We start from the raw sequence: 20,568 nt of genomic DNA on the forward strand, positions 1-20,568 counted from the left end.
TCGAGCCTCCACTCTGGACCGCGTCGAGTTGCGCTGTGCCCACCCTGGCAGGCACCGCGCGGCCCGGCGTCATCCCGGTGGAGCGACTTCCGGGACCCCGGCGCCGCCGGTCAGGTCGCCGGCTCCGAGGCGAACAGTGTCAGGCCCATCCGGCGGGACAGGAACCTGGCCGCCAACTGGCCCCGCACGCTGTTCCCGTACCCGTCGAGCGGTGGGGCGAAGGTGGCCAGAGCACCCTTGCCGGGTGACACGACGATGATGCCGCCACCGATGCCGCTCTTGCCGGGCACTCCGACGTCGTACAGCCAGTCGCCGGTGGTCTCGTACAGGCCGGCCGTCGCCATCACCGCGAGCGTGAACTGGCAGACCGGCGCACGCACCACCCGTTCCTTCGTCCACGGATTGACTCCGCCGTTGGCCAGGGTCGCGCCCATCACCGCGAGGTCGATCGCGGTGACCCGCAGGCAGCTCTGCCGGGTGTACAGGTCGACGGCGTCGACCGGGTCGCAGCCGAGAAGCCGGAAGGCCCGCAGCAGGTCGGCGAGCGCCCGATTGCGGTGGTTGGTCGCCGAGGCCGACCGGTGGACCTCGTCGTCGAGCGCCAGCGCGCGCCCGGCGAACCGCGACAGTCCGTCGTGAAGGAAGCGCCACCGGGCCTCCGCGGTGTCGCCCGGGGCCAGGCTGGCGGTGGCGATCGCGCCGGGGTTCACCATCGGGTTGGTACGCCCGTCCCGGCCCTGTTCCACCGCCGCCAGCGAGTTGAACGGAAGCCCGGTGGCGTTGACCCCCAGCCGCCGCCGCACCTCCTGCGGGCCGAGCGTGTCGCAGAGCAGCGCGAACACGAACGGCTTCGCCACGCTCATGATGGTGAACTCGAACCCGGCGTCACCGACCGCGTGCCGGCCGCCGCGGGTTCCGGCGGCACAGAGGCCGAACAGGTGGGCCGGCACACCGGCCAGGGCGGGGTAGACCTGCGACCGCTCTCCCGTCGTCTCCCCGCGGTAGCGCTCGTACGCCTCGTCGAGCAGTCGCCGCACCTGTTCCGGGGAGGGAAGTTCACCGGTCGAGACGTACGGGGCGGCGTCGGAGTCGAACAGGTCCATGGTGCCCTCCACAGGCCGGCCCGGCGCACCGGGGCCGCGGTCGTCCGCGGACGGTGCCGCCGGTCAGGGCTGGAACGCCGGCGTGCCCGGGTCCCCGGCCGCGGGCGGCTCCGGCTCCGGCCGGCCGGCGAGTACCGCGGCGAGCGCGTGCTCCGCCCGATTGACCCGGGGGCGGAGCAGCATCCAGTTTCGTCCGGCCGCCATCTCCTCGCTCTCCGCGTCCACGGCCGCGATCAGTTCCGCGAGCCGGCCGCTCAGCTGCAGCGACCAGTTCCGCCGGGCGTCTCCGGAGGCGCGCTCGGTGAGCGAGTTCCACCGGCCCTGCACGTCGGTGAGGTCGGCGCGCACCGGCGGCCACGCCAGCCCCCGGCGGGCGGCGGCGCTGGTGCTGAGCACCGGTGGCAGACGCACCGCGGTGACGGTGCGGGTCTCCGACTCCAGCGCCCGGGCCTCGGTGTCCCACGCCGATCGCTGCTGCGACCGGCTGAGCAGTACCCCGCCGACGACCAGCGCGCCGACGAGCAGGAGCAGTGCCGTACAGGCGAGCAGGCTCGGGCCGGACGTTCCGGCGACCGCCACGGCGGCGGACACGGACCCGGCCGGCGCCGGGGTGGTGGTCGCGGCCGGCGTGGTGGTACGGGTGGTCGGAACGGGTTCCGGCTCCGCGGCGACGGTCGGGGCCGGCGGCCGGGCGGTGGCCGCGGCCGGCACCGTGGTCCGGGTCGTCTGGTCCGGCTCCGGCTCCTCGGTCGCGCGGGAGGTCGGCGGGCGGTCCGTGGTCTCGGCCGGTGCGGCGGTCCGCGTGGTCCGCGTCGGCGCCGGCTCCTCGGCCGCGGGCGAGGTCGGCGGCCGGACCGTGGTCTCGGTCGGTGCGGCGGTCCGCTCCGCGTCGCGCGTCCGGGTGGGGTCCGGTTCGTCGGCGGTGGTCCGGTCGGTGGCCCGTGTCGATGCACCGCCCGACGGCCGGGCCGGCGGATCCTCGCCGCCGGCGCCGCAGGCCGCCGTGGCGAGGACCGTGCCGAGAAGCAACGCTGCGAGGACGGTCCGGGTACCGGTCCGTCGATGATCATGCGTGGACGCCATGCGGGGCTCCCAGTCGCCGGAGTGGTAGCGGCGACGCTAGCCCCGGCGCCGAAACGGCCGGATCATTCCGCGCTGATGATTCTGCCCGCGGACGACCACCGGCGACGCGCCCGCCGGCCGGTCAGCCGGCCTGGTGGTGGCGCTCCCGGTAGGTACGGGTCTTGTGACGGTTACCGCAGATCTCCATGGCACACCACCGGCCGCGGCCGCTGCGGGAGGTGTCGTGGAACGCCCAGCGGCAGTCCGGCGCCGCGCACAACTTGACCCGCCCCCAGTCGCCCCGGGCGGCACTGTGCGCCACCGTCTCGACGATGGCGTCCAGCCACGGCCGGCCGGAGCGGGCGGCGATCCGCAGGCCGCCGGAGGGCGCCGGGGCGAGACCCAGCCGGTAGCCCGCCAGGGCCGCCGGGCCGTCGGATTCGCCCGTCAGGACCTGCCGCAACGCCGTGCGCAGGGCGACGGTGGCGGTCACGTCGGCCGGCCGCAGTCCGGCCCTCGGGACGGGCAGGTCGTGGTCCGCCAGCCAGTCCGCCAGGGCCCGGGGCGAGGTGAGGTGGTCGGCGGCGACGTGGGTCTCCCCGTGCCGGCTGAACGTCCGGTGGTCGACCGTGTTGAGAAACTCCGCGATCAGGGACAACGTCGCCACGACACCACCATATCGCATAGCTGGTGTTGCGAGCTCCCGACACCGGTAATACGGTTAGGCGGTGTCGACAACCCGAGGGAGGACTCCGATGAACCACCACGCACCCGAGCCGGTCGCCCAGGACGTCGTCGACGACCTGCGGGCGCGGCTGCGCGCGTTCCGGCCGGTGCCCCTGCCCGGCGGCTGGGGATGGCGGCGCGGCGTCGACCCGGAATACCTCGCGGACCTGGTGGCCTACTGGGCGGACTCGTACGACTGGCGCGTCCACGAGGACCGCATCCGGCGGCTGCCCTGGACATCGACCGCCACCCGGGCGATCCACCAGCGGTCCCCGAGCGCCGGCGCCCAGGCGGTGGTCCTGCTGCACGGCTGGCCGGACTCGGTGCTGCGCTTCGAGCGCCTCCTGCCGCTGCTCACCGAGTTCCACGTGGTCGCGCCCTGCCTGCCCGGCTTCCCGTTCGCCACACCGGTCCCCGGGTACGGCATGTCGGCCGACGAGATGGCCGTCGCCGTCGCCGAGACGATGGCCGCACTGGGCCACGACCGGTACGTGGTCTCGGCCGGCGACGTGGGCTGCGACGTCGCCGAGGCGCTCGCCGCCCGCCATCCCGCCCGGGTCGCGGCCCTGCACCTCACCGACGTCTCCCAGCACCATTTCCGGTTCGGACTGCCCGGCGACCTGTCCGAGGCCGAGCGCGCCTACGTCCGGCGCGGCCAGGACTGGCAGGCCCGCGAGGGCGGCTACATGCACGAGCAGTCCACCAAGCCGCACACCCTGGCCGCCGCCCTCGGCGACTCCCCCGCCGGACTGGCGGCGTGGCTGGTGGAGAAGCTGCGCGGCTGGACCGACTGCGACGGCGACGTGGAGTCCGTCTTCACCCGCGACGAGATACTGACCTGGGTGACGGCGTACTGGGTCACCGGGACCATCGGCACGTCCTTCACGCCGTACGCCACGGCCAGCACCGGGTCCGCCCGCCGCACGCCGCCCGCGGTGTTCACCATCTACCCCCACGACCTGGTGAACGCGCCGCGGGAGTTCGCCGAACGCTTCTTCGACGTTCGCATCTGGCGCGAGGAACGTGCGGGCGGCCACTTCGCCGCCTGGGAACAACCGGCCCGGTACGCGGCCGGCGTCCACGACGCCGCACGACTGCCCGCCGCCTGACGCGGACGCCGCGGCGGTCAGCCCGGGAACGCACTTGACTCTCCAGTCGCTTGAGACGCGATAGTGCCTGCCATGGAGGATTTGTATTCGATCGGGGAGGTGGCCCGGCGTACCGGCCTGAGCGTCAGTGCGATCCGGTTCTACTCCGACACAGGGATCGTCACGCCCGCCGAGCACACCGCCGCCGGTTACCGGCGTTACGACATCCGTGCCGTCGCGCGCCTGGAACTCGTCCGTACCCTGCGCGAGCTCGGCGCCGGTCTCGACGACATCCGGCAGCTGCTGGCCGACAAGATCACGCTGCCGGATCTCGCGTCCGCCCACCTGGCACTCGTCGAACGCCAGCTCGGCCGCTTCCAGGCCCGGCGGGCCGTGCTGCGCACCATCGTCCGGCACCAGGGTACGACCGCGCAGGTGAGCCTCCTGCACAAGCTGGCGTCGATGTCCGACGACGACCGGGCCCGGCTCATCGAGGAGTTCTGGACCGACGTCACCGCCGGCCTCGAGGTGCAGGGCTTCTTCGTGGAGTACCTCCGCCCGTGGTGGCCGCAGCTGCCGCCGGAGCCGACCGTTGAGCAGCTCGAGGCCTGGATCGAACTGGCCGACCTGGCGCACGACGTCGCGTTCCGCGAGGCGGTCCGCCGGTTCTTCGCGGAAACCTTCGCCGCGGCCGGGTCCGGGCCGGAGGGCACGCCGGCGGATGACGACGTCGCGCACCAGGTCGCGATCCTCGCCGAAGCCCGGGCGGCCGCCGAGGCCGGACTCCCGGTCGACTCGCCCCGCGCCCGGGAGCTGGCCGGCCGGTGGGTGGCGTGCATGGCGGCGCGGGCCGGCGACCGGAATATCGCCGACGTCCGGCGCCGGCTCGCCGACGCCGATCCGGGGCCGCAGGTGGCCCGGCAGGTCGAACTGCTCGGCCGGTACCACGCGCTGACCGCAACGGTCAACGGCGCACCGCAACCGGTATCCGGCGCGCCGGCCTCCGCCTGGCTCCACGCGGCCGTCGCCGCTCTGCCCTGACGGCCCCTCCGCCGTTCGGCGCGGGCCCGGCAGCCCATCCCGCCGTTCAGCGTTCCAGCAGCGCCCGGAGCGTGCGGCGGAACTGATCCGCCGCACGCGGGCCGAGCACCGCGAGGAACGCGCTCTCGGTCTCCCGGTACGCCGCCTCCGCGGCAGCACAGGTCCGCACGCCCTGATCGGTGAGTTCGACGATGTTGCGGCGCCGGTCCTCCGGATCCGGTCGCCGGGCGACGAGGCCCTGGCGTTCCAGGACGTCCAGGATCGCGACCATCGTGGTGCGGTCGATGCCGAGCCGTTGCGCCACCTGCAGTTGCGAGGCGGGCTTGCGGTGGGCCAGGACCCGGAGCGCCCCGAAATCCTTGCTGTCGATTCCGAGCGGCTTCAGCGCCTCGTCGGTCCGCGCGGTGAGCTGCAGGTGTGCGTGCTTGAGGAGATAACCCAGCACGTCGTGCGGATCGGCAGCGTCGCTGTTCCCGGTGGACATCGCCCCATACTATGCGTAGCCTGATCGTCAGTAGTACTGACGATCAGAGCAACCGCAGGAGTTGAGTCATGATCCTTGTTACCGGAGGAGCCGGCTTCATCGGCTCCCACACCACCCGCGCGCTCGCCGAGTCCGGCCAGGAGTGCGTCCTGGTGCAGCGCCGCTCCCCCGAGGTCCCCGCGCACCTCGCCGGCCTGCCCGTGCACGCCGTGCGGGCCGACCTCGCCGACCTCGACGCGCTGCTCGCCGTCGGCAAGCAGTACCCGATCACCGGAATCGTCCACCTGGCCGTCACCCTGCCGGGCCCGGACACCGGCACCGACCCGATCGACGCCTCCGCGCGGACGCTGGAGCAGTTCCTGAACGTCGTGCGCGCCGGGCGGGCCTGGGGCGTGCGCCGCATCGTGACCGCGAGCACCATCGGCGTCTACGGCTTCGACAACACCGGCGCACTCACCGAGTCCATGCCACTCTCCCTGGACCACACCCACGCCATCCCGACGTTCAAGAAGATCTTCGAACTGCTCGCCGGTCACCTGTCGGCGGAGACCTCCGTGGAGATCGTCAACGCGCGGATCGCCGGCATCTGGGGACCCGGCGGGCACCTGCCCGACCCGTTCTTCGTCACGTCGACACTCGTGCACGCCGCGGCGCGCCACCGCGAACCCGATCTGTCCGGCTTCCGGACGCCGCCGAGCGCCGAGGACGCCCTCGACCTCCTCTACGCCAGGGACGCCGGTCGCGCGCTCGCCCTTCTGCAGCTCGCCGACGGCCTGCAGCACTCGACCTACAACGTGGCGTCCGGCCGGGCCACCAGCAACGCCGAGGTCATCGCCGCGATCCGGGCCGTCGAGCCGGGTTTCCGGTTCGCGCTGCCGGCGGCCGGGGAGCGCCCGCGGACCTGGCTCGACATCGGCCGCCTGCGCGCGGACACCGGATTCGAGCCCCGGTACGACATCGCCGCCGGTGTCGCCGACTACATCGCCTGGTTCCGCGCCGGGAACGAGCGGTAGCCCGCGCCGCGCCGACGGGAAACCCGCTCGGGCCCCTACCGGGGGTCCACCGAGCCGGAGCGGGAGGCGGAACCGGAGCCGGGATCATCACGGTCACCGTGCGGGCGGCGGCGCCGGCGCCGTACCACGACGGCCACCGCGGTCGTCGTCCCGATCAGCGCGTAGACCACGAGCAGGCCGCGGCCGTAGTCCAGGGGCAGCAGGGACGGGTTGTCCGGCACCCGGCCCCGGCCCAGCACCAGCGGGACCGCCACCACGGTGACGGCCAGGCTGATCACCGCCGCCACCCGTACCGGCGAACGGAGCCCGGGCGGGACGATCCGGCTGATCAGCGCACCGGCGGCGATGGCCAGCGGCAGCAGCAGCACGTCGTGGGCGATCAGGACGGCGACCAGGAAGACCAGCACGCCGGCCCGGACGGCCGTATCGGTGAGGGCGCCGCCAACCGCGTACCCCATGATGAGCACGCCGGAGACGACCAGCGCACGCCGCGCGGTCTTCACTCCGGCCTCCGGGCGGTGATTCTGGCGACCCACTTGGTCTGCAGCACACCGGGACGGTTCGGGGCGATGAGCCGGGCCGGGTACCCGTGGTCGGGGTGCAGGATCTCGCCGCCGAGCCGCAGCGCGATCAGGGTGAACGGATCGCGGCTGTGCGGGGGCGGCACGGTCGTCGCCCGGTACCGTCCGCGGACCTCGAGGGACTCGACGTACGCCTCGGCGTCGGCGGGGTCGACGCCGACCAGGCCGAGCAGGTCACGCAGCCGGACGCCGGTCCAGGTCCCGGTGGCACTCCAGCCCTCGACACAGCTGATCGGCAGGACGACCGTGTGCTGGGGCAGCGCGGCCAGCTCGGGCAGGCCGAGGTGCACGGTCCGGACCGGGCCGGCGACGGTCAGCCGGTACCGCGGGTCGAAGGCGGCGTCGCGCACACCGGCGCCGGCCGCCGTCCGGTTCACCGGCAGGCGCTGCGGCCCGGTCTGGGGACGGCGCGGCGCGAGGACGGAGACGGGTGCCAGCGGGGCGACGGTCTGCCCGGCCGTGGCGAGGGTGATGACGCCGGCCGCGACGCCGACGGTGCCGAGCAGACCACGCCGGGTCAGCTCGCCCGCGGCGGGCCGGTCGAGCGCGGACCGGTCGAGCGCGGACCGGTCGAGCGCCGGCCCGTCGAGCGCGGGCCCGTCGGGCTGGCGGGCGAGAGCCTGGCGGACGGTCGGGAGTTTCACGCCGATGTGGGCGATGAGCGCGCCGACCGCGAGCCACGCCGACCAGTAGTGTCCCGCGGTGAAGAAGAACGGCATCGGCTCGTACCAGCGTGCGATGTTGAGGACGCCGCTGACCAGTTGGAACAGTGCGGCGGCGACCAGCACCGCGATGCTGGCCCGCTCGGCCGCGTGGGCCAGGTCGCGGGCGGGCGGCCAGCCGAACAGGCGGGGATAGACCGACCAGAGTTTCGCGCCGAGCAGCGGGACGGTGGCGAGCCCGGTGGCCACGTGCAGGCCCTGGGTGACGCGGTAGAGGCCGACCGGTCGGGACGGCCACCAGAACCAGGCGGGCGGGTGCTGGATGAGGTGGCTGATCAGCCCGGTGCCGAAACAGACGGTGAACGCGACCGCCAGGGCGATCCCGAGCAGGCTGGTCAGCCGTGGTGAGCGCAGTGCCGAGGGGAAGGCGTCGGGCCGCAGCGGTCCGCGCCGCAGCGAGTCGGGTGGCGGCGGAAGCGGCGCCCGGAGCCACCGGAGGGCGGTCCGGGCCGGGCCGGCCAGGCGCGCGGCGGACGAGCGCGACCGGCCGCCCGGCCGGGCCGCGGGGCCGGGGCTCAGTCCTGGCTCAAGGTCGCGAACCATCGGCTCGCCTCCGTCCAGGTGGCCCGGATCCGCAGCGTGCTCGCGTCGGCGACCCCGGGCAGATCGCCGGCCGCCAGTCGCGCCCAGCGGAACGGCACGCTCGGGGTGCCGGTCCCGTGACGGATTCTCGCGTGGCCGGACCAGCTGCGGGTTCCCGGCGGGGCCAGTTCGACGTGCAACCGGCCGTCCCGGGAGAGCAGTTCGCGGCAGCGGCGCAGAAGCGTCGCGGGGTCACCGCCGATGCCGATGTTGCCGTCGGCGAGGAGCAGGTGCCGCCACCGGCCCTGTCCCGGCAGCGGTCCGAAGACGTCGCGGCACAGCGCGGTGGCGCCGCGCGCCCGGGCCAGGCGCACCGCCGCCGCGCTCACGTCGATGCCGAGCGCGGGATGCCCGAGCCGGTTCAGCGCGTGGGTCAGCCGGCCCGGCCCGCAGCCGATGTCCAGGGTCGGTCCGGCGCAACGAGCGAGCAGGCCGCGGTCGCCCGGCAGGTGGGTGCGGCACCAGGCGGCGGCGTCGATCCGGTGGTCGGCACCGCGATCGTCGGTGATCGTCAACGTGCCGGGCCGTCCCGCATCGGCTTGGCGCATCGCCGCGTCGAAGACGGCCAGCGCGGCGGGCGGGGCGGCCGGGGCCGTGGTGGCGGTGGTCATGCCGTCACCGGGTGGGCGAGCGCGGACACCGTGGCCGCGAACCGGCCGCCCGCGGGGCAGAGCGCCGCGACGGCCCGGGCGTCCGGGTAGGTGTCCACGTCGCGCAGTGTCGGCAGCGCCGCCACCCGGAGCCCGCGGGCCCGCAGGGCGGCCAGGGTCAGCCGGCCGGTGTCCGGGGTGGACGTCGGCACGTCCGCCAGCGCCCGCGCGTGGGACGGATCCCGGAGCCCCAGCGCCCACCAGCCGCCGTCCTCGGCGAACCCGAGCACCGCGTCGGTGCCGTCCCCGCCGAGCCGCTGGACGGCCGCCGCGAGCAGCCCGGTGCCGGCCTGCGGGGTGTCCATGCCGATCAGCAGACTTCCGGTGCCGTCCATCCGGGTGTCGGCGTAGGCGTGGGCGAGACGGTCGCCGAGCGTCGCTCCCCGCTGGGCCGTCCGGTGCCAGCCGGACGGCGCCGGATGGTCGCCGTCGACGACGAGGCAGCGCCGCACGGCCGGCGCGGCGGTGACCACGGCCAGGGTGTCGGCGAGCGCGGCCGCGGCCACCCGGGCGGCCTGCGCGAGGGTGAGCGGTGGGCAGAGCCTGGTCTTGACCCGGCCCGGCACCGGCGTCTTGGCCAGCACCAGCATCTGGACGCTCATCGGGCCAGCACCGCGCTCATGTCGCGGATCGCCCGGACGGTGCCCCGTACCGTGCCGGTGACCTTCGACGTGGTGCCCGCGGTCCGGCGGTGGTAGGCCACGTCGACCTCGGTCACCTGCCAACCGGCCCGGGCCGCGGCGATCAGCAGTTCCAGGGGATAGCCGAACCGGCGGTCCCGCAGGCCCAGTGCGAGCAGATCGTCGCGGCGCGCGGCGCGCATCGGCCCGATGTCGTGCACCCGCAGGCCGGTGGTACGGCGCAGCCGGTGGGCGAGCACGGCGTTGCCGAGCCGGGCGTGCGGCGGCCACACGCCCCGGCCGACCGGCCGGCGCCGGCCGACCGCCAGCCGGGCCGCACCGCCCCGGACCGGATCGGCGACCAGCGGCAACTCGCCGGGGTCGAAGGAGCCGTCGGCGTCCATCACGCAGACCAGTCCGTCGGCCGGGTCGGCGGCGACGACGCCGGCGTGCACGGCGGCGCCGTATCCGGGCTGCAGCACGGTCACGACCCGGGCACCGAAGCGGCGGGCCACCGCGGCCGACCCGTCGGTGGAGCCGTTGTCCACGACGATCGGCCGGTATCCGGCGGGCATCCGCTCCAGCAGCCAGACCAGCGCGGGAGCCTCGTTGAGACAGGGAAGAACGACATCGGTCACGGACGGAAGTTAGCCCGCGGGCCCCGGCCGCCGGCCGTCGTCGGGCATTACGGGTTCCTTACGCGTGCGCAGTTCTTACGATCCGCTGACATGACGCGCCGATCGGCGGCCGGTACCCCGCGTCTCGCCTAGCGTCGGCGCGGTGACCCATGTACTCGTGACCGGCGGCGCCGGCTTCATCGGCACCCATGTCAGTTCGGCCCTGCGGGAAGCCGGGCATGAGGTGAGCATCCTCGACGTCGGACACCCGGCCGCACACCGCTCCCCGCCGCCCGCCACCGTCCACTCTGTACCGGTCGTGCGCGCGGACCTGCGGGACCGGGCCGCGGTCGCCGCCGCGTTGCGCGGCGTCGATGCCGTCGTGCACCAGGCCGCGATGGTCGGCATGGGTGTCGACCTCGACGATCTGCCGGAGTACGTCGGCTGCAACGATCTCGGCACCGCCGTGCTGCTCGCCGAGATGGCCCGCGCCGGGGTGCACCGCCTGGTGCTGGCCAGCTCGATGGTGGTCTACGGGGAGGGCGCCTACGCCTGCCCGGCCGACGGCCCGACCCGTCCGGCCCCCCGCACCGTCGCCGATCTGGCCGCGGGCCGGTTCGAGCCGGCCTGCCCGTCCTGCGGTCGCCCGCTGACGCCCGGGACGGTGGACGAGGACGCCCCGCTCGAACCGCGCAGTGTGTACGCCGCCACCAAGCTCGCCCAGGAGCACCTCGGCGCGGCCTGGGCCCGGCAGTGCGGCGGCTCGGTGGTGGCGCTGCGGTACCACAACGTCTACGGGCCGGGGATGCCCCGCGACACCCCCTACAGCGGCGTGGCCGCGATCTTCCGGTCCGCGCTCGAGGCCGGCCGGGCACCCCGGGTCTTCGAGGACGGGGCGCAGCGCCGCGACTTCGTACACGTCGGCGACGTGGCGCGGGCCAACGTCGCCGCGCTCGCCGCGACCGCCCGTGCCGACGTCGCCGGGCTGCGTGCGTACAACGTGGCCTCGGGGCGGCCCACGACGGTGGGTGCGATGGCCGCCGCGCTGGCCCGCGTCATGGCGGGCCCGGAGCCGGTGGTCACCGGCGAGTTCCGGCTCGGCGATGTACGGCACGTGGTGGCCTCGCCGGCCCGCGCGGACGCCGAACTGGGCTTCCGCGCCCAGATCGACCTGGTCACCGGCGTGACCGAGTTCGCGCACGCCGCACTGCGCGGATGACCGGCCGCGAAACGTCCGCCGGCACCACCCGGCCGGGCGGCCAGGCGGACGCCCCGCCGCCGGTCCGGGCCGACCTGATCGCCGGCGGCGGTGCTCTCGCGCTCGTCGCGCTGGCCGCCGTCGTCGGTGCCGCGTCGTATCTCGCCGGGCGGCCGGTGCACGCCAGCGCCGCACCCTTCACGGCGATCTGGCTGCCACACGCCGGCCCGGGCACGCCGTTGGCGCTCGCCGTCGCGGTGCTGGCCGGGTGGCACGGTTTCCGGCTCGCCGAGACGTTGAGCTGGCGACCGCTGATGCTCACCGGTTACGGCACCGCGCTGGCGTGGATCCTCTCGCTCGCCCTGGTGGACGGCTGGCAGCGCGGGTTCGCCGGCCGCCTCACCACCGGACACGAGTACCTCAGCGAGGTCGGCGGGGTCACCGACATCCCGGCCATGCTGGACGGGTTCACCGGCCGGATCCTGGACTTCCAGCCGGACTCGTGGACCACCCACGTCGCCGGTCACCCGCCCGGAGCGCTCCTGCTGTTCGTCGGCCTCGATCGGATCGGGCTCGGCGGTGGCGCCTGGGCCGCGCTCGCCTGCGCCGCCGTCGGCGCGCTCCTCGCGGTGGCCGTACCGGTGACGATCCGGGCCCTCGGCGGCGAGGACGCCGCCCGGGCGGCGGTGCCGTTCCTGGTGCTGTTCCCCGGCGCGGTCTGGATCGGCGCGTCCGCCGACGGGCTGTTCGCCGGAGTGACCGCGAGCGGGCTGGCACTGCTCGCGGTGGCCCTGACCCGCCGCCGGATCCTGGTCGGCGCGGCCGCCGGCGCGCTGCTGGTCGCCAGCCTCTATCTGTCCTACGGCCTGGTTCTGATCATCGTGCCGGCGCTGGCGATCCTGGTCCTCGCGCGACGCGGCGGCGGGCTGCCATGGTCCACGATCAGCGCCGCGCTCGCCGCCGGTGGCGTCGTGGTCGCCGCGTTCACCCTCGCCGGATTCTGCTGGCTGGACGGCTACCACCTGGTCGTCGACCGCTACTACCAGGGCATCGCCAGCGACCGGCCGTACGCGTACTGGATGTGGGCGAACCTCGCCCTGGTCGTCGCCTGCGCCGGACCGGTGGCCGCGACCATCCTGCGGCGGGTGGTCCTCCGCGCCGCGCCCGCCGTGCGGCTGCGCGGGCCGTCCTCGCTCACCGCACCGGCTCCGGTCGTGCTGCTGCCGTTGGCGGGCCTGGTCGCGATCCTGGCCGCCGACCTGTCCGGGCTCAGCAAGGCGGAGGTGGAGCGGATCTGGCTGCCGTTCGCGGTCTGGCTCATGGCCGGTGCCGCCCTGCTCCCACCCGCGACCAGGCGCGGATGGCTCGCCGTGCAGGCGGCGACCGCCCTGCTGATCAATCACCTCCTGCTCACCACCTGGTGACGGCGCGCCGCCGTAAGCGGTCCGTAAGCAGGCGCCGCCTTACCCTCGCCGTCCGGGCCGGGTTTACTCGTTCCATGATCCGGCGTCTCCTCACCAGACCTGCGGCATGGGCGGTAATCCTGCTGATCGGCGCCGGCAGCGCCGTCGGCCTGTACTGGTTCCAGCCCTGGCGGCTGTTCACCACCACCACGGTCGTCGAGCAGCTGTCCTCGGCATCGCCCCCGGCCACCGGCGCGCCCAGCAGCCCGGCGTCGGCGCCCGCCTCCCCGAGCGGGCCGGCGGTGGTCCGGGCGGGCACCTTCGTCACCCACGAACACTCGACCACCGGTACCGCCCGCCTGGTCCGCAACGCGGACGGCAGCCACCAGCTGGAGCTGGTCGGTCTGGACACCTCGGACGGGCCCGACCTGCGGATCTGGCTGACCGACCAGAACGTGCGGACCGGCTCCGCCGCCTGGCGCGTCTTCGACGACGGCCGGCACGTCGAACTGGGCCGGCTGAAGGGAAATCGCGGCGACCAGGTCTATCCCGTGCCGGACGACATCGACGTGCGGGATTACCGCAGTGTCAGCGTCTGGTGCAAACGCTTCTCGGTCTCGTTCGGGGCCGCCCCGCTGGCTTCGGTAGCGTCGTAGTCGTGAACTGCCGCGTACTCGTCGTCGACGACGACCCGACCGTCAGCGACGTCGTCCGCCGCTACCTCGAGCAGGAGGGCTACCGGGTCGAGCTGGTCGGCGACGGCCTGGCCGCTCTCGCCTCGGTGGCCGCCGACACGCCCGATCTGGTGGTTCTCGACCTGATGATGCCCGGCATCGACGGCCTCGAGGTGTGCCGTCGCCTCCGCCGGCAGCTGCCGCAGCTGCCCGTGGTGATGCTGACCGCGCTCGGCGACGAGGCCGACCGGGTCGTCGGACTGGAGGTCGGCGCCGACGACTACGTCACCAAGCCGTTCTCGCCGCGCGAACTGGTGTTGCGGATCCGCTCGGTGCTGCGCCGGAGCACCGCGTCCGGCGCGGTACCGGCACCCGAGGCCGCTCTCCTGGTGGACGGGGACCTGACCGCCGACACCGGGCGCCGGATCGCCCGGCTCGGCGGGCGGGCACTGTCCCTCACCACCCGGGAGTTCGACCTGCTCGCGTTCCTGCTGCGGCATCCCGCCCGGGCCTGGTCGCGCGCCGAACTGCTGGACAAGGTCTGGGGCTGGCAGTTCGGGGACCAGTCGACCGTGACCGTCCACGTCCGGCGGCTCCGGGAGAAGATCGAGATCGATCCGGCAGCGCCCCGCCGCATCCTCACCGCATGGGGCGTCGGCTACCGCTACGAACGGACGCCCGGCCATGTCTGACCTGCTCCTAATCGGCCTCTACGCCCTCGCCGCGGGCACCGTGGTCGGCGTGGCCGGTGCGTTCACCCTCCGGCTGCTGCGGAAGCGGTCGATCCTCCTGCACGTCGCCGTGCTACTGACGATCACCGTGGCCTCGGTCGCCGCCGGGGTCGCCGCCGTGGCCCACGCCATGTTCCTCTCCCCGCACGACTTGCAGGTCGTGCTGATCACGGTGGCGGCGTCGGCGGCGGTGAGCCTCGCCGTCGGCGCGGCCTTCGGCCGCCGGCTCGCCAACGCCTCGGTGTGGGCGGCGCAGGCCCGCGAGCGGGAGCGGCAGCTGGAAGCGGGCCGGCGCGACCTCGTGGCCTGGGTCTCGCACGACCTGCGCACCCCGCTGGCCGGACTGCGCGCCATGGCCGAGGCGCTGGAGGACAACGTGGTGCACGACCGGCAGACGATGGCCGAGTACCACCGCCGCATCCGGGTCGAGACCGACCGGATGGCCTACCTCGTCGACGACCTGTTCGAGCTGTCCCGGATCAACGCGGGAGCCCTGCGGCTGGCGCTGTCCGCCGTACCGCTGCGCGACGTCGTGTCCGACGCCATCGCGACCACGGCGCCGCTCGCCGCGCGCCGCGGCGTGCGCATCCTCGCGTCCGAGACCGGCTGGCCGGTGGTGACCGGCGGCGAGCCGGAACTGAGCCGCGTGGTGGCGAACCTGCTGGTCAACTCCGTGCGTTACACCCCGCCCGACGGCACGGTCACGGTGGACGCCGGGGCCGAACAGGACGAGGTCTGGCTGGCGGTCACCGACACCTGCGGCGGGATTCCGGAACCGGACCTGCCGAGAGTCTTCGACGTGGCGTTCCGCGGCGAACGGGCCCGTACCCCGGCCCCGCAGGACGACGGTCCGGACGGCGCGACCGCGGGCGGCGGCCTCGGCCTGGCCATCGTCCGCGGGCTGATCGAAGCCCACGGCGGGCACGTCGGGGTACGCAACACCTCCGACGGCTGCCGGTTCGAGGTCCGGATCCCCCGGGGCGAACCGGTCGCGGCACGGCACCGGTGACCCCGTCGCTTCCGTCCCGCCGCGCGGTCAGAACGCGATGAGCGCCTTGAGGACCGCGCGGTCGTCCATGCCGCGGTAGGCGTCGGGAACCTCGTCGAGCGACACCGTGCGGTCGAACACCTTCCCCGGATTCACCGTGCCGTCGAGCACGGCCGGCAGCAGCCGATCGATGTAGGCGCGGACCGGCGCCGGGCCGCCGTTGAGGGTGATGTTGCGGGCGAACAGGCTGGCGAACCCGATCGGGGCCTCCTCGTACTGCGGCACTCCGACGCGACTGATCACGCCGCCGGGGCGGACGATGCCGACGGCCTGGTCGTAGGCGGGCCGGTGACCGACGGCCTCCAGGACCTTGAGCGCGCCGCCGCCGGTGCGGTCGCGGACCTCGGCGATGCCCTCCTCCCCGCGTTCGGCGACGACGTCGGTGGCGCCGTACTCGCGGCCCAGGTCGGTGCGGGCCCGGTGCCGGCCCATCAGGATGATGCGTTCGGCGCCGAGCTGCCTGGCCGACAGGACGGCGAGCAGGCCGACCGCGCCGTCACCGATGACCGCGACGGTGTCCCCCGCGCCCACGTTCGCGCGCTTGGCCGCGTGGTAACCGGTGCCGTACACGTCGGCCAGGGTCAGCAGGGACGGCAGCAGCTCCGAATCGGCGTCCACCGGCAGCTTGACCAGGGTGCCGTCGGCGAGGGGCACCCGGACCAGCTCGGCCTGCGCACCGCCGAAGAACCCGGACTGCGGGTGTACGCAGGCGGTCTGCACGCCGGCCCGGCAGAACTCGCAGGTGTTGTCCTGGTACGAGAACGAGGCCACGACCAGGTCACCGGCCCGGACGCCGGCCACGTCCGTACCGGTCCGCTCGACGGTGCCGAGGAACTCGTGACCCATCTGCCGGCCGTGCGCGGAGGCGGGTGCCGAACGGTACGGGTGCAGGTCGGTGCCGCAGACGCACGCCCGTACGACGCGCACGATCGCGTCGGTCGGTTGCTGGACGGCGGGGTCGGCGATCGTCTCGACGCGGACGTCGCCGGCACCGTACAGGAAGGTGGCACGCATGGTGGAGGTCTCCAGGTCTGTCGGGGAAGCGCCCGGGTGTCCCGGACGGCCCCATCGAAACCGGTGCCTGGAGCACGCGAAAGGAACTGGTGAAAGGTGTACTGGCAGGGCACCCCAGCCCCGCGGTGCCCGGCCTAACCTGGATCTGTGGACCAGCGCAGGCAGATCCGTGAGTTCCTGACCAGTCGCCGGGCGCGGATCAGCCCGCAGCAGGCCGGGGTGGCCTCCTACGGCACCCGGCGGGTTCCCGGCCTGCGCCGCGCCGAGATCGCCCAGCTCGCCGGCGTGAGCGTGGAGTACTACTCCCGCCTGGAACGCGGCGACCTGTCCGGCGTCTCCGACCAGGTCCTGGACTCGCTGGCCCGGGCCCTGCGGCTGAGCGACGACGACCGGACCCACCTGGAGGACCTGGCCCGTGCCGCGGGTCCGGCCCCACGCCGCCGCGCCCGGCCGGCCGCGCTGACGGTCCGGCCCTCGCTGCAACGGCTCCTGGACGCGATGACCGAGGCACCCGCCCAGATCACGAACCGTCGCGGGGACCAGCTCGCCACCAACGCCCTGGGCCGTGCCCTGTTCGCGCCGATGATCGAGTCCGCCGGCGGCGGCGTCCCCAACCACGCCCGTTTCACCTTCCTCGATCCGCGCTCGCGCCACTTCTGGGGCGACTGGGAGTCGGCCGCCGACGACACCGTCGCGCTGCTGCAGGCACGGGCCGGGCGGGACCCGCTGGACCGGCAGCTCAGCGACCTGGTCGGCGAGCTGTCCACGCGCAGCCACGACTTTCGCGCCCGCTGGGCCCGCCACGAGGTCCGCCTGCACCACCACGGCGCCAAACCCTTCCACCATCCGGTCGTGGGCACCCTGCACCTGACCTACGAGGCCCTCGACCTGTCCGCCGACAACCTGGCGCTGGTCGCCTACAGCGCCGAACCCGGAAGCGACTCCGCGGACCGACTGCGGCTGCTGGCCAGCTGGGCCGCCGCGGACCACGGCGCCGGCAGCCCGGCCGGTACGGCATGACCGGCGGGCGCCGCGACCGTGTCCACAGTGGTGGCTGCCGTGCCCGGCCGGACGGCAGGCCTCAGACCGCTTCGAGTTCGATCAGGCTGTAGAGCGACCTCGTCGGGCTCACCCCGGTCCGGCGCCAGCCCGACGCCGCGAACAGCGCGTCGAACTCGGCCAGATCCCGTTCCCGGCCGTCGGTCATGGCGAGCATGTTCAGGTCCAGCAGCGCCACCGTGCCCGGCCGATCGGCGTCGCCGACCAGGCCCTCGACCACCAGGGCCCGGGCGCCCACCCGGGCGCTGAGCCGGCAGGTGCGCAGGATCCGGAGGCAGTCGTCGTCGGACCAGTCGTGCAGGATCCACTTCAGCAGGAAGTAGTCGGCCGGGGGAACCTCCTCGAAGAAGTCTCCGGCGACCGCGGTGAACCGGTCGCCGAGGCCCGCCTCCCCGGCGGCCTGCCGCGCGCCCTCGACGACGTGCGGCAGGTCGAGCAGAACGCCCTCGATCTGCGGGTTGGCCCGCATCAGGCCGAGCAGCAGCGCGCCGTTAGCGCCACCCACATCCAGGACGCGGCGGGCGGAGCCCAGGTCGAGGAGCGCGACCGTGTCCGCCACCACCAGTCCCGTCATGTTCGACATCGCCTTGGCGAACAACGCGCCCTCCTCGGGATGCGCGGCCAGGTAGCCGAACATGTCGGTGCCCACCGCCGACTCCACCTGGGTCCGGCCGGCGCGGACCGCCGCCGGCAACGTCGCCCACGCCCGCCACATCCCGTCGGCGTTCTGCACCAGCGCCGCATCCCGCAGCGAGCCCGGAACGTTCTCGCGGAGCAGGCCGCCCAGCGGAGTCACGCGGAACCGCCCACCGTCGTGCACGGTCAGCAGGCCGAGCGCCGCACCGGCCCGCATCAGACGGTACGTGGTGGCGGGGTCGCTGCCCTCCCGGTCCGCGATCGCACCGGGGCTGTCGGCACCGGACGCCACGTGGTCGACCACCCGCAGCTCGGCCACGGCGCGGACCGTCTGCGCCACCCAGTGCCCGGTGAGCAACTGGAACAGGACGTCGGTGTTCCGGGCGGTCTCGGCCTCCAGGGCACTCGGAGCCGGCAGGGATCCGGACAACGGCATGGGACGGTTCCATTCACTGGTTTGATCTGACGAACGACGTGGCCCACGCTAGATCCGGCGTCCCGGACCTGTTTGCCGACGCCTGCAGACCACTTGCCGTTTCCCGCACCGTCACCCGCCCGCCGGATCCGGTCTGACGCGACGGTTCAGCGGTTCAGTTCACCGCGGCGCGGCGTCGTGCGGCGTAGATGGCTGGGTGGTTTGCCGTAGCGCTGGTGGAAGAGGCGGCTGAAGTGGGCCGCGCTGGCGAAGCCCCAGCGACCGGCTATCCGGGTCAACGTGTCGTCGGTGTTGTGGACGACGTCGCGGTATCCGTGGACGAGCCGGCGTTCGCGGATGTGCGCGCCGACCGGCGTACCGATCTCGCGGAACAACGAGTAGAGGGTGCGTTCGGAGACGGCGTGGGCGGCGGCGATGCCGGCCGGTGACAGCGCCGGGTCCGCCAGGTTGTCGTCGATGTAGCGCAGGATCCGGTCGAGCAGCTGCACCTGCCGCCGGTCGTGCAACCGGTTCCCGGCCGGATCGAGCATGCCCACGAGTTGCAGCAGCAGTTCCGCGGCGGTGTGCCGGATTCTCGCCTCCATCGCCGGAAGCCTCCGCCTGAGCAGGTGCACCACCTCGAAGAGGGTGCCCACCGGCTCGCTCCGGTCGGGGATCGGCCGGCCCAGCAGGGCGTCGTACTCGGGGCACAGCTGGATGACCGGGGCGCGGGGGAACAGCAGGGTGCGTCGGCGTACCGGCTCGGTCACGTCGAGCCGGAGTGCGACGCCACCGTCCCAGAACAGGACGTCACCGGGCTGAAGCGGAAAGCCACGGTCCGCGTAGCCCGCGGTGGCGTGCCCGGCCTCGATCAGCATCATTGCGATCACGTTGTCGTTGTCCGCGGCCGGGTGCTCGGGGGAACCACCGGCGGCCTTCTGCTCGTCGATCAGGCTCAGCGTCCGCAGGCCGTGTCGTTCGGCCGGGACGGCCAGCAGGTCGGCGCAGTAACCGGGCGGGTCGACGTGGTCGACCGCCGCGGAGGCGGCGAGCACGTCGGACCACCGGTCGATCCGTTCGGCGGTGGTGAGCCGGCGTCGTCGGTCGTGTGCCACGGTGATCACGCCAATCGGTCGGGTCGGGCTGGTGCGTCGGCGCGCGTCCGAGGTGACCACAATATTCGGTACGGCTCACCGCCGAGTGCCGTGACCGGCCCCGGGCCCGACCGCGACGGCGCCCCGGCCGCCCGGCCGGACGATGTGACCGCGACGGTGCGCCATCACCAGGAAGCTCAGGGTCAGCAGGACACCCACGCCGACCGCCGCCACGCCGCCCTCGGGGCCGAACTCCCCGCCGGTGAAGACCTCCGGGCCGGAGAGCGTGACGTCCAGCAGGCCCTTGCCGAGACCGTTACCGGAGGACGTGAGGCTGAAGATCCCGGCGAGCAGGAAGTTCCAGGTGAAGTGCAGGCCGATCGGCACCCACAGGTTGCGCGTCGCCGCGAAGCAGGCGGCGAGCATGAACCCGGCCTCGACCGCGATGGCGAGCGCCCCCCACACGGTGGCGTCCTCGTTGAACAGGTGCATCGCGCCGAACACCACGCCGGTCAGCAGCAGCGAGACATAGGTGCCGGCCTTCTCCTCCAGGATCCGGAACAGCACGCCCCGGAAGAACACCTCCTCGGTCACGGCCGCGGCCGCCATGACCCCGAGGACACCGAACGTGTTCGGCACCGAGCCGATGCCGTGGACGTCGAACCCGGCGTTGAACGCGAGGTTGACCGCGACCGCCCCGAACATCGCGGCTCCGATGAGCACCCCCGCGCCGAACCGGGAACCGCCACCGGCCAGTTCCGTGACCGCACGGCGCTCGGTGCGCCGCACCACCCACCGGTAGGTCAGGATGGTGAGGACCGCCGACAGCACGCCGGCCACCAGCGTCAGCCACGGTTGGTCCTCCTGCACCGCGACGGTGACCTGACCGCAGACGGCCATGACCACGAAGACGGCCAGGAACTGCTTCACGAAACGCATGACGACTCCTTCACCAGGTCCGCAGCGGGGGTGCCGCGGCTGGGAAGAACGCTATGGATCGTCGAGGC

General features: G+C 74.0%; 22 protein-coding genes. 9 read left to right on the forward strand and 13 right to left on the reverse strand.

What is annotated here, in order from left to right:
• Positions 1–110 precede the first annotated feature (110 nt).
• The 3 genes from glsA to LDL48_RS01285 all read right to left on the reverse strand — a co-directional run bounded on the left by glsA (position 111) and on the right by LDL48_RS01285 (position 2,832).
• Positions 111–1,103, reverse strand: coding sequence for a glutaminase A (gene glsA, locus LDL48_RS01275; RefSeq protein WP_225253069.1), 993 nt, complete (start codon positions 1,101–1,103; stop codon positions 111–113).
• Between the two features lie 63 nt (positions 1,104–1,166).
• Positions 1,167–2,186 (reverse strand): hypothetical protein, encoded by a 1,020-nt coding sequence (locus LDL48_RS01280; RefSeq protein ID WP_225253070.1) that lies wholly within the window; start codon positions 2,184–2,186, stop codon positions 1,167–1,169.
• A 121-nt stretch (positions 2,187–2,307) separates the two neighbouring features.
• Complete coding sequence (locus tag LDL48_RS01285; RefSeq protein WP_225253071.1) at positions 2,308–2,832, reverse strand: CGNR zinc finger domain-containing protein; 525 nt, start codon at positions 2,830–2,832, stop codon at positions 2,308–2,310.
• A gap of 88 nt (positions 2,833–2,920) precedes the next feature.
• Between LDL48_RS01285 and LDL48_RS01290 the strand changes: the two genes are divergently transcribed.
• On the forward strand, positions 2,921–4,000 hold the full coding sequence (locus LDL48_RS01290) for an epoxide hydrolase family protein (RefSeq protein WP_225253072.1): 1,080 nt from the start codon (positions 2,921–2,923) through the stop codon (positions 3,998–4,000).
• Between the two features lie 72 nt (positions 4,001–4,072).
• The gene (locus tag LDL48_RS01295) at positions 4,073–5,020 is read left to right on the forward strand and encodes a MerR family transcriptional regulator (protein ID WP_225253073.1); all 948 of its coding nucleotides are present in this window, start codon (positions 4,073–4,075) and stop codon (positions 5,018–5,020) included.
• Between the two features lie 46 nt (positions 5,021–5,066).
• Here LDL48_RS01295 and LDL48_RS01300 read toward each other — a convergent pair whose 3' ends face one another.
• Positions 5,067–5,504: a MarR family winged helix-turn-helix transcriptional regulator gene (locus tag LDL48_RS01300; RefSeq protein WP_225253074.1), complete on the reverse strand. Its 438-nt coding sequence runs from the start codon at positions 5,502–5,504 to the stop codon at positions 5,067–5,069.
• Positions 5,505–5,572: 68 nt separating this feature from the next.
• On the opposite strand from LDL48_RS01300, the gene LDL48_RS01305 reads away from it, so the two are divergent.
• Positions 5,573–6,517 (forward strand): NAD-dependent epimerase/dehydratase family protein, encoded by a 945-nt coding sequence (locus LDL48_RS01305; RefSeq protein ID WP_225253075.1) that lies wholly within the window; start codon positions 5,573–5,575, stop codon positions 6,515–6,517.
• A 35-nt stretch (positions 6,518–6,552) separates the two neighbouring features.
• On the opposite strand, the gene LDL48_RS01310 is transcribed toward LDL48_RS01305, so the two are convergent.
• Genes LDL48_RS01310 through LDL48_RS01330 form a run of 5 tightly spaced genes read right to left on the reverse strand, consistent with a single transcriptional unit; the run spans position 6,553 to position 10,310 of the window.
• Positions 6,553–7,020, reverse strand: coding sequence for a hypothetical protein (locus LDL48_RS01310; protein WP_225253076.1), 468 nt, complete (start codon positions 7,018–7,020; stop codon positions 6,553–6,555).
• Positions 7,017–8,363, reverse strand: coding sequence for a molybdopterin-dependent oxidoreductase (locus tag LDL48_RS01315; RefSeq protein WP_225253077.1), 1,347 nt, complete (start codon positions 8,361–8,363; stop codon positions 7,017–7,019). Before LDL48_RS01315 ends, LDL48_RS01310 begins: the two co-directional genes overlap by 4 nt.
• Positions 8,336–9,013 carry a methyltransferase domain-containing protein gene (locus tag LDL48_RS01320; RefSeq protein ID WP_225253078.1) on the reverse strand — a complete coding sequence of 226 codons (678 nt, stop codon included), beginning with the start codon at positions 9,011–9,013 and terminating at the stop codon, positions 8,336–8,338. Before LDL48_RS01320 ends, LDL48_RS01315 begins: the two co-directional genes overlap by 28 nt.
• Positions 9,010–9,654, reverse strand: coding sequence for a TIGR04282 family arsenosugar biosynthesis glycosyltransferase (locus tag LDL48_RS01325; protein WP_225253079.1), 645 nt, complete (start codon positions 9,652–9,654; stop codon positions 9,010–9,012). Before LDL48_RS01325 ends, LDL48_RS01320 begins: the two co-directional genes overlap by 4 nt.
• A complete protein-coding gene (locus LDL48_RS01330) occupies positions 9,651–10,310 on the reverse strand; it encodes a glycosyltransferase family 2 protein (protein WP_225253080.1) in 660 nt (219 codons plus the stop codon). The genes LDL48_RS01325 and LDL48_RS01330 overlap by 4 nt, the downstream gene beginning before the upstream one ends.
• Positions 10,311–10,452: 142 nt before the next feature.
• Here LDL48_RS01330 and LDL48_RS01335 point away from each other — a divergent pair, with 142 nt between their 5' ends.
• The 5 genes from LDL48_RS01335 (at position 10,453) to LDL48_RS01355 (ending at position 15,304) form a co-directional block, all read left to right on the forward strand.
• On the forward strand, positions 10,453–11,508 hold the full coding sequence (locus LDL48_RS01335) for an NAD-dependent epimerase/dehydratase family protein (RefSeq protein WP_225253081.1): 1,056 nt from the start codon (positions 10,453–10,455) through the stop codon (positions 11,506–11,508).
• Positions 11,505–12,911, forward strand: a complete 1,407-nt coding sequence (locus LDL48_RS01340; RefSeq protein WP_225253082.1) for a hypothetical protein — start codon at positions 11,505–11,507, stop codon at positions 12,909–12,911. The genes LDL48_RS01335 and LDL48_RS01340 overlap by 4 nt, the downstream gene beginning before the upstream one ends.
• Before the next feature lie 74 nt (positions 12,912–12,985).
• Positions 12,986–13,546 (forward strand): DM13 domain-containing protein, encoded by a 561-nt coding sequence (locus tag LDL48_RS01345; RefSeq protein ID WP_225253083.1) that lies wholly within the window; start codon positions 12,986–12,988, stop codon positions 13,544–13,546.
• Positions 13,547–13,548: 2 nt separating this feature from the next.
• Positions 13,549–14,256, forward strand: a complete 708-nt coding sequence (locus LDL48_RS01350) for a response regulator transcription factor (protein ID WP_225253084.1) — start codon at positions 13,549–13,551, stop codon at positions 14,254–14,256.
• The gene (locus tag LDL48_RS01355) at positions 14,249–15,304 is read left to right on the forward strand and encodes a sensor histidine kinase (RefSeq protein ID WP_225253085.1); all 1,056 of its coding nucleotides are present in this window, start codon (positions 14,249–14,251) and stop codon (positions 15,302–15,304) included. The genes LDL48_RS01350 and LDL48_RS01355 overlap by 8 nt, the downstream gene beginning before the upstream one ends.
• A 27-nt stretch (positions 15,305–15,331) precedes the next feature.
• Here the strand turns inward: LDL48_RS01355 and LDL48_RS01360 are convergent, their stop codons facing one another.
• The gene (locus LDL48_RS01360; protein ID WP_225253086.1) at positions 15,332–16,357 is read right to left on the reverse strand and encodes a zinc-binding dehydrogenase; all 1,026 of its coding nucleotides are present in this window, start codon (positions 16,355–16,357) and stop codon (positions 15,332–15,334) included.
• 147 nt (positions 16,358–16,504) lie between these two features.
• Between LDL48_RS01360 and LDL48_RS01365 the strand changes: the two genes are divergently transcribed.
• Positions 16,505–17,377, forward strand: a complete 873-nt coding sequence (locus LDL48_RS01365) for a helix-turn-helix domain-containing protein (protein WP_225253087.1) — start codon at positions 16,505–16,507, stop codon at positions 17,375–17,377.
• Between the two features lie 61 nt (positions 17,378–17,438).
• Here LDL48_RS01365 and LDL48_RS01370 read toward each other — a convergent pair whose 3' ends face one another.
• The 3 genes from LDL48_RS01370 to LDL48_RS01380 form a co-directional block, all read right to left on the reverse strand.
• Positions 17,439–18,488 carry a methyltransferase gene (locus LDL48_RS01370; RefSeq protein ID WP_225253088.1) on the reverse strand — a complete coding sequence of 350 codons (1,050 nt, stop codon included), beginning with the start codon at positions 18,486–18,488 and terminating at the stop codon, positions 17,439–17,441.
• Between the two features lie 146 nt (positions 18,489–18,634).
• Complete coding sequence (locus LDL48_RS01375) at positions 18,635–19,582, reverse strand: helix-turn-helix domain-containing protein (protein WP_225253089.1); 948 nt, start codon at positions 19,580–19,582, stop codon at positions 18,635–18,637.
• Positions 19,583–19,657: 75 nt separating this feature from the next.
• Entirely contained in the window at positions 19,658–20,500 is an 843-nt protein-coding gene (locus LDL48_RS01380; RefSeq protein WP_225253090.1) for a CPBP family intramembrane glutamic endopeptidase, read from the reverse strand.
• Between the last annotated feature and the right edge of the window lie 68 nt (positions 20,501–20,568).

It is taken from the genome of Jidongwangia harbinensis (assembly GCF_020216025.1).
Taxonomy (GTDB): domain Bacteria; phylum Actinomycetota; class Actinomycetes; order Mycobacteriales; family Micromonosporaceae; genus Actinoplanes; species Actinoplanes harbinensis.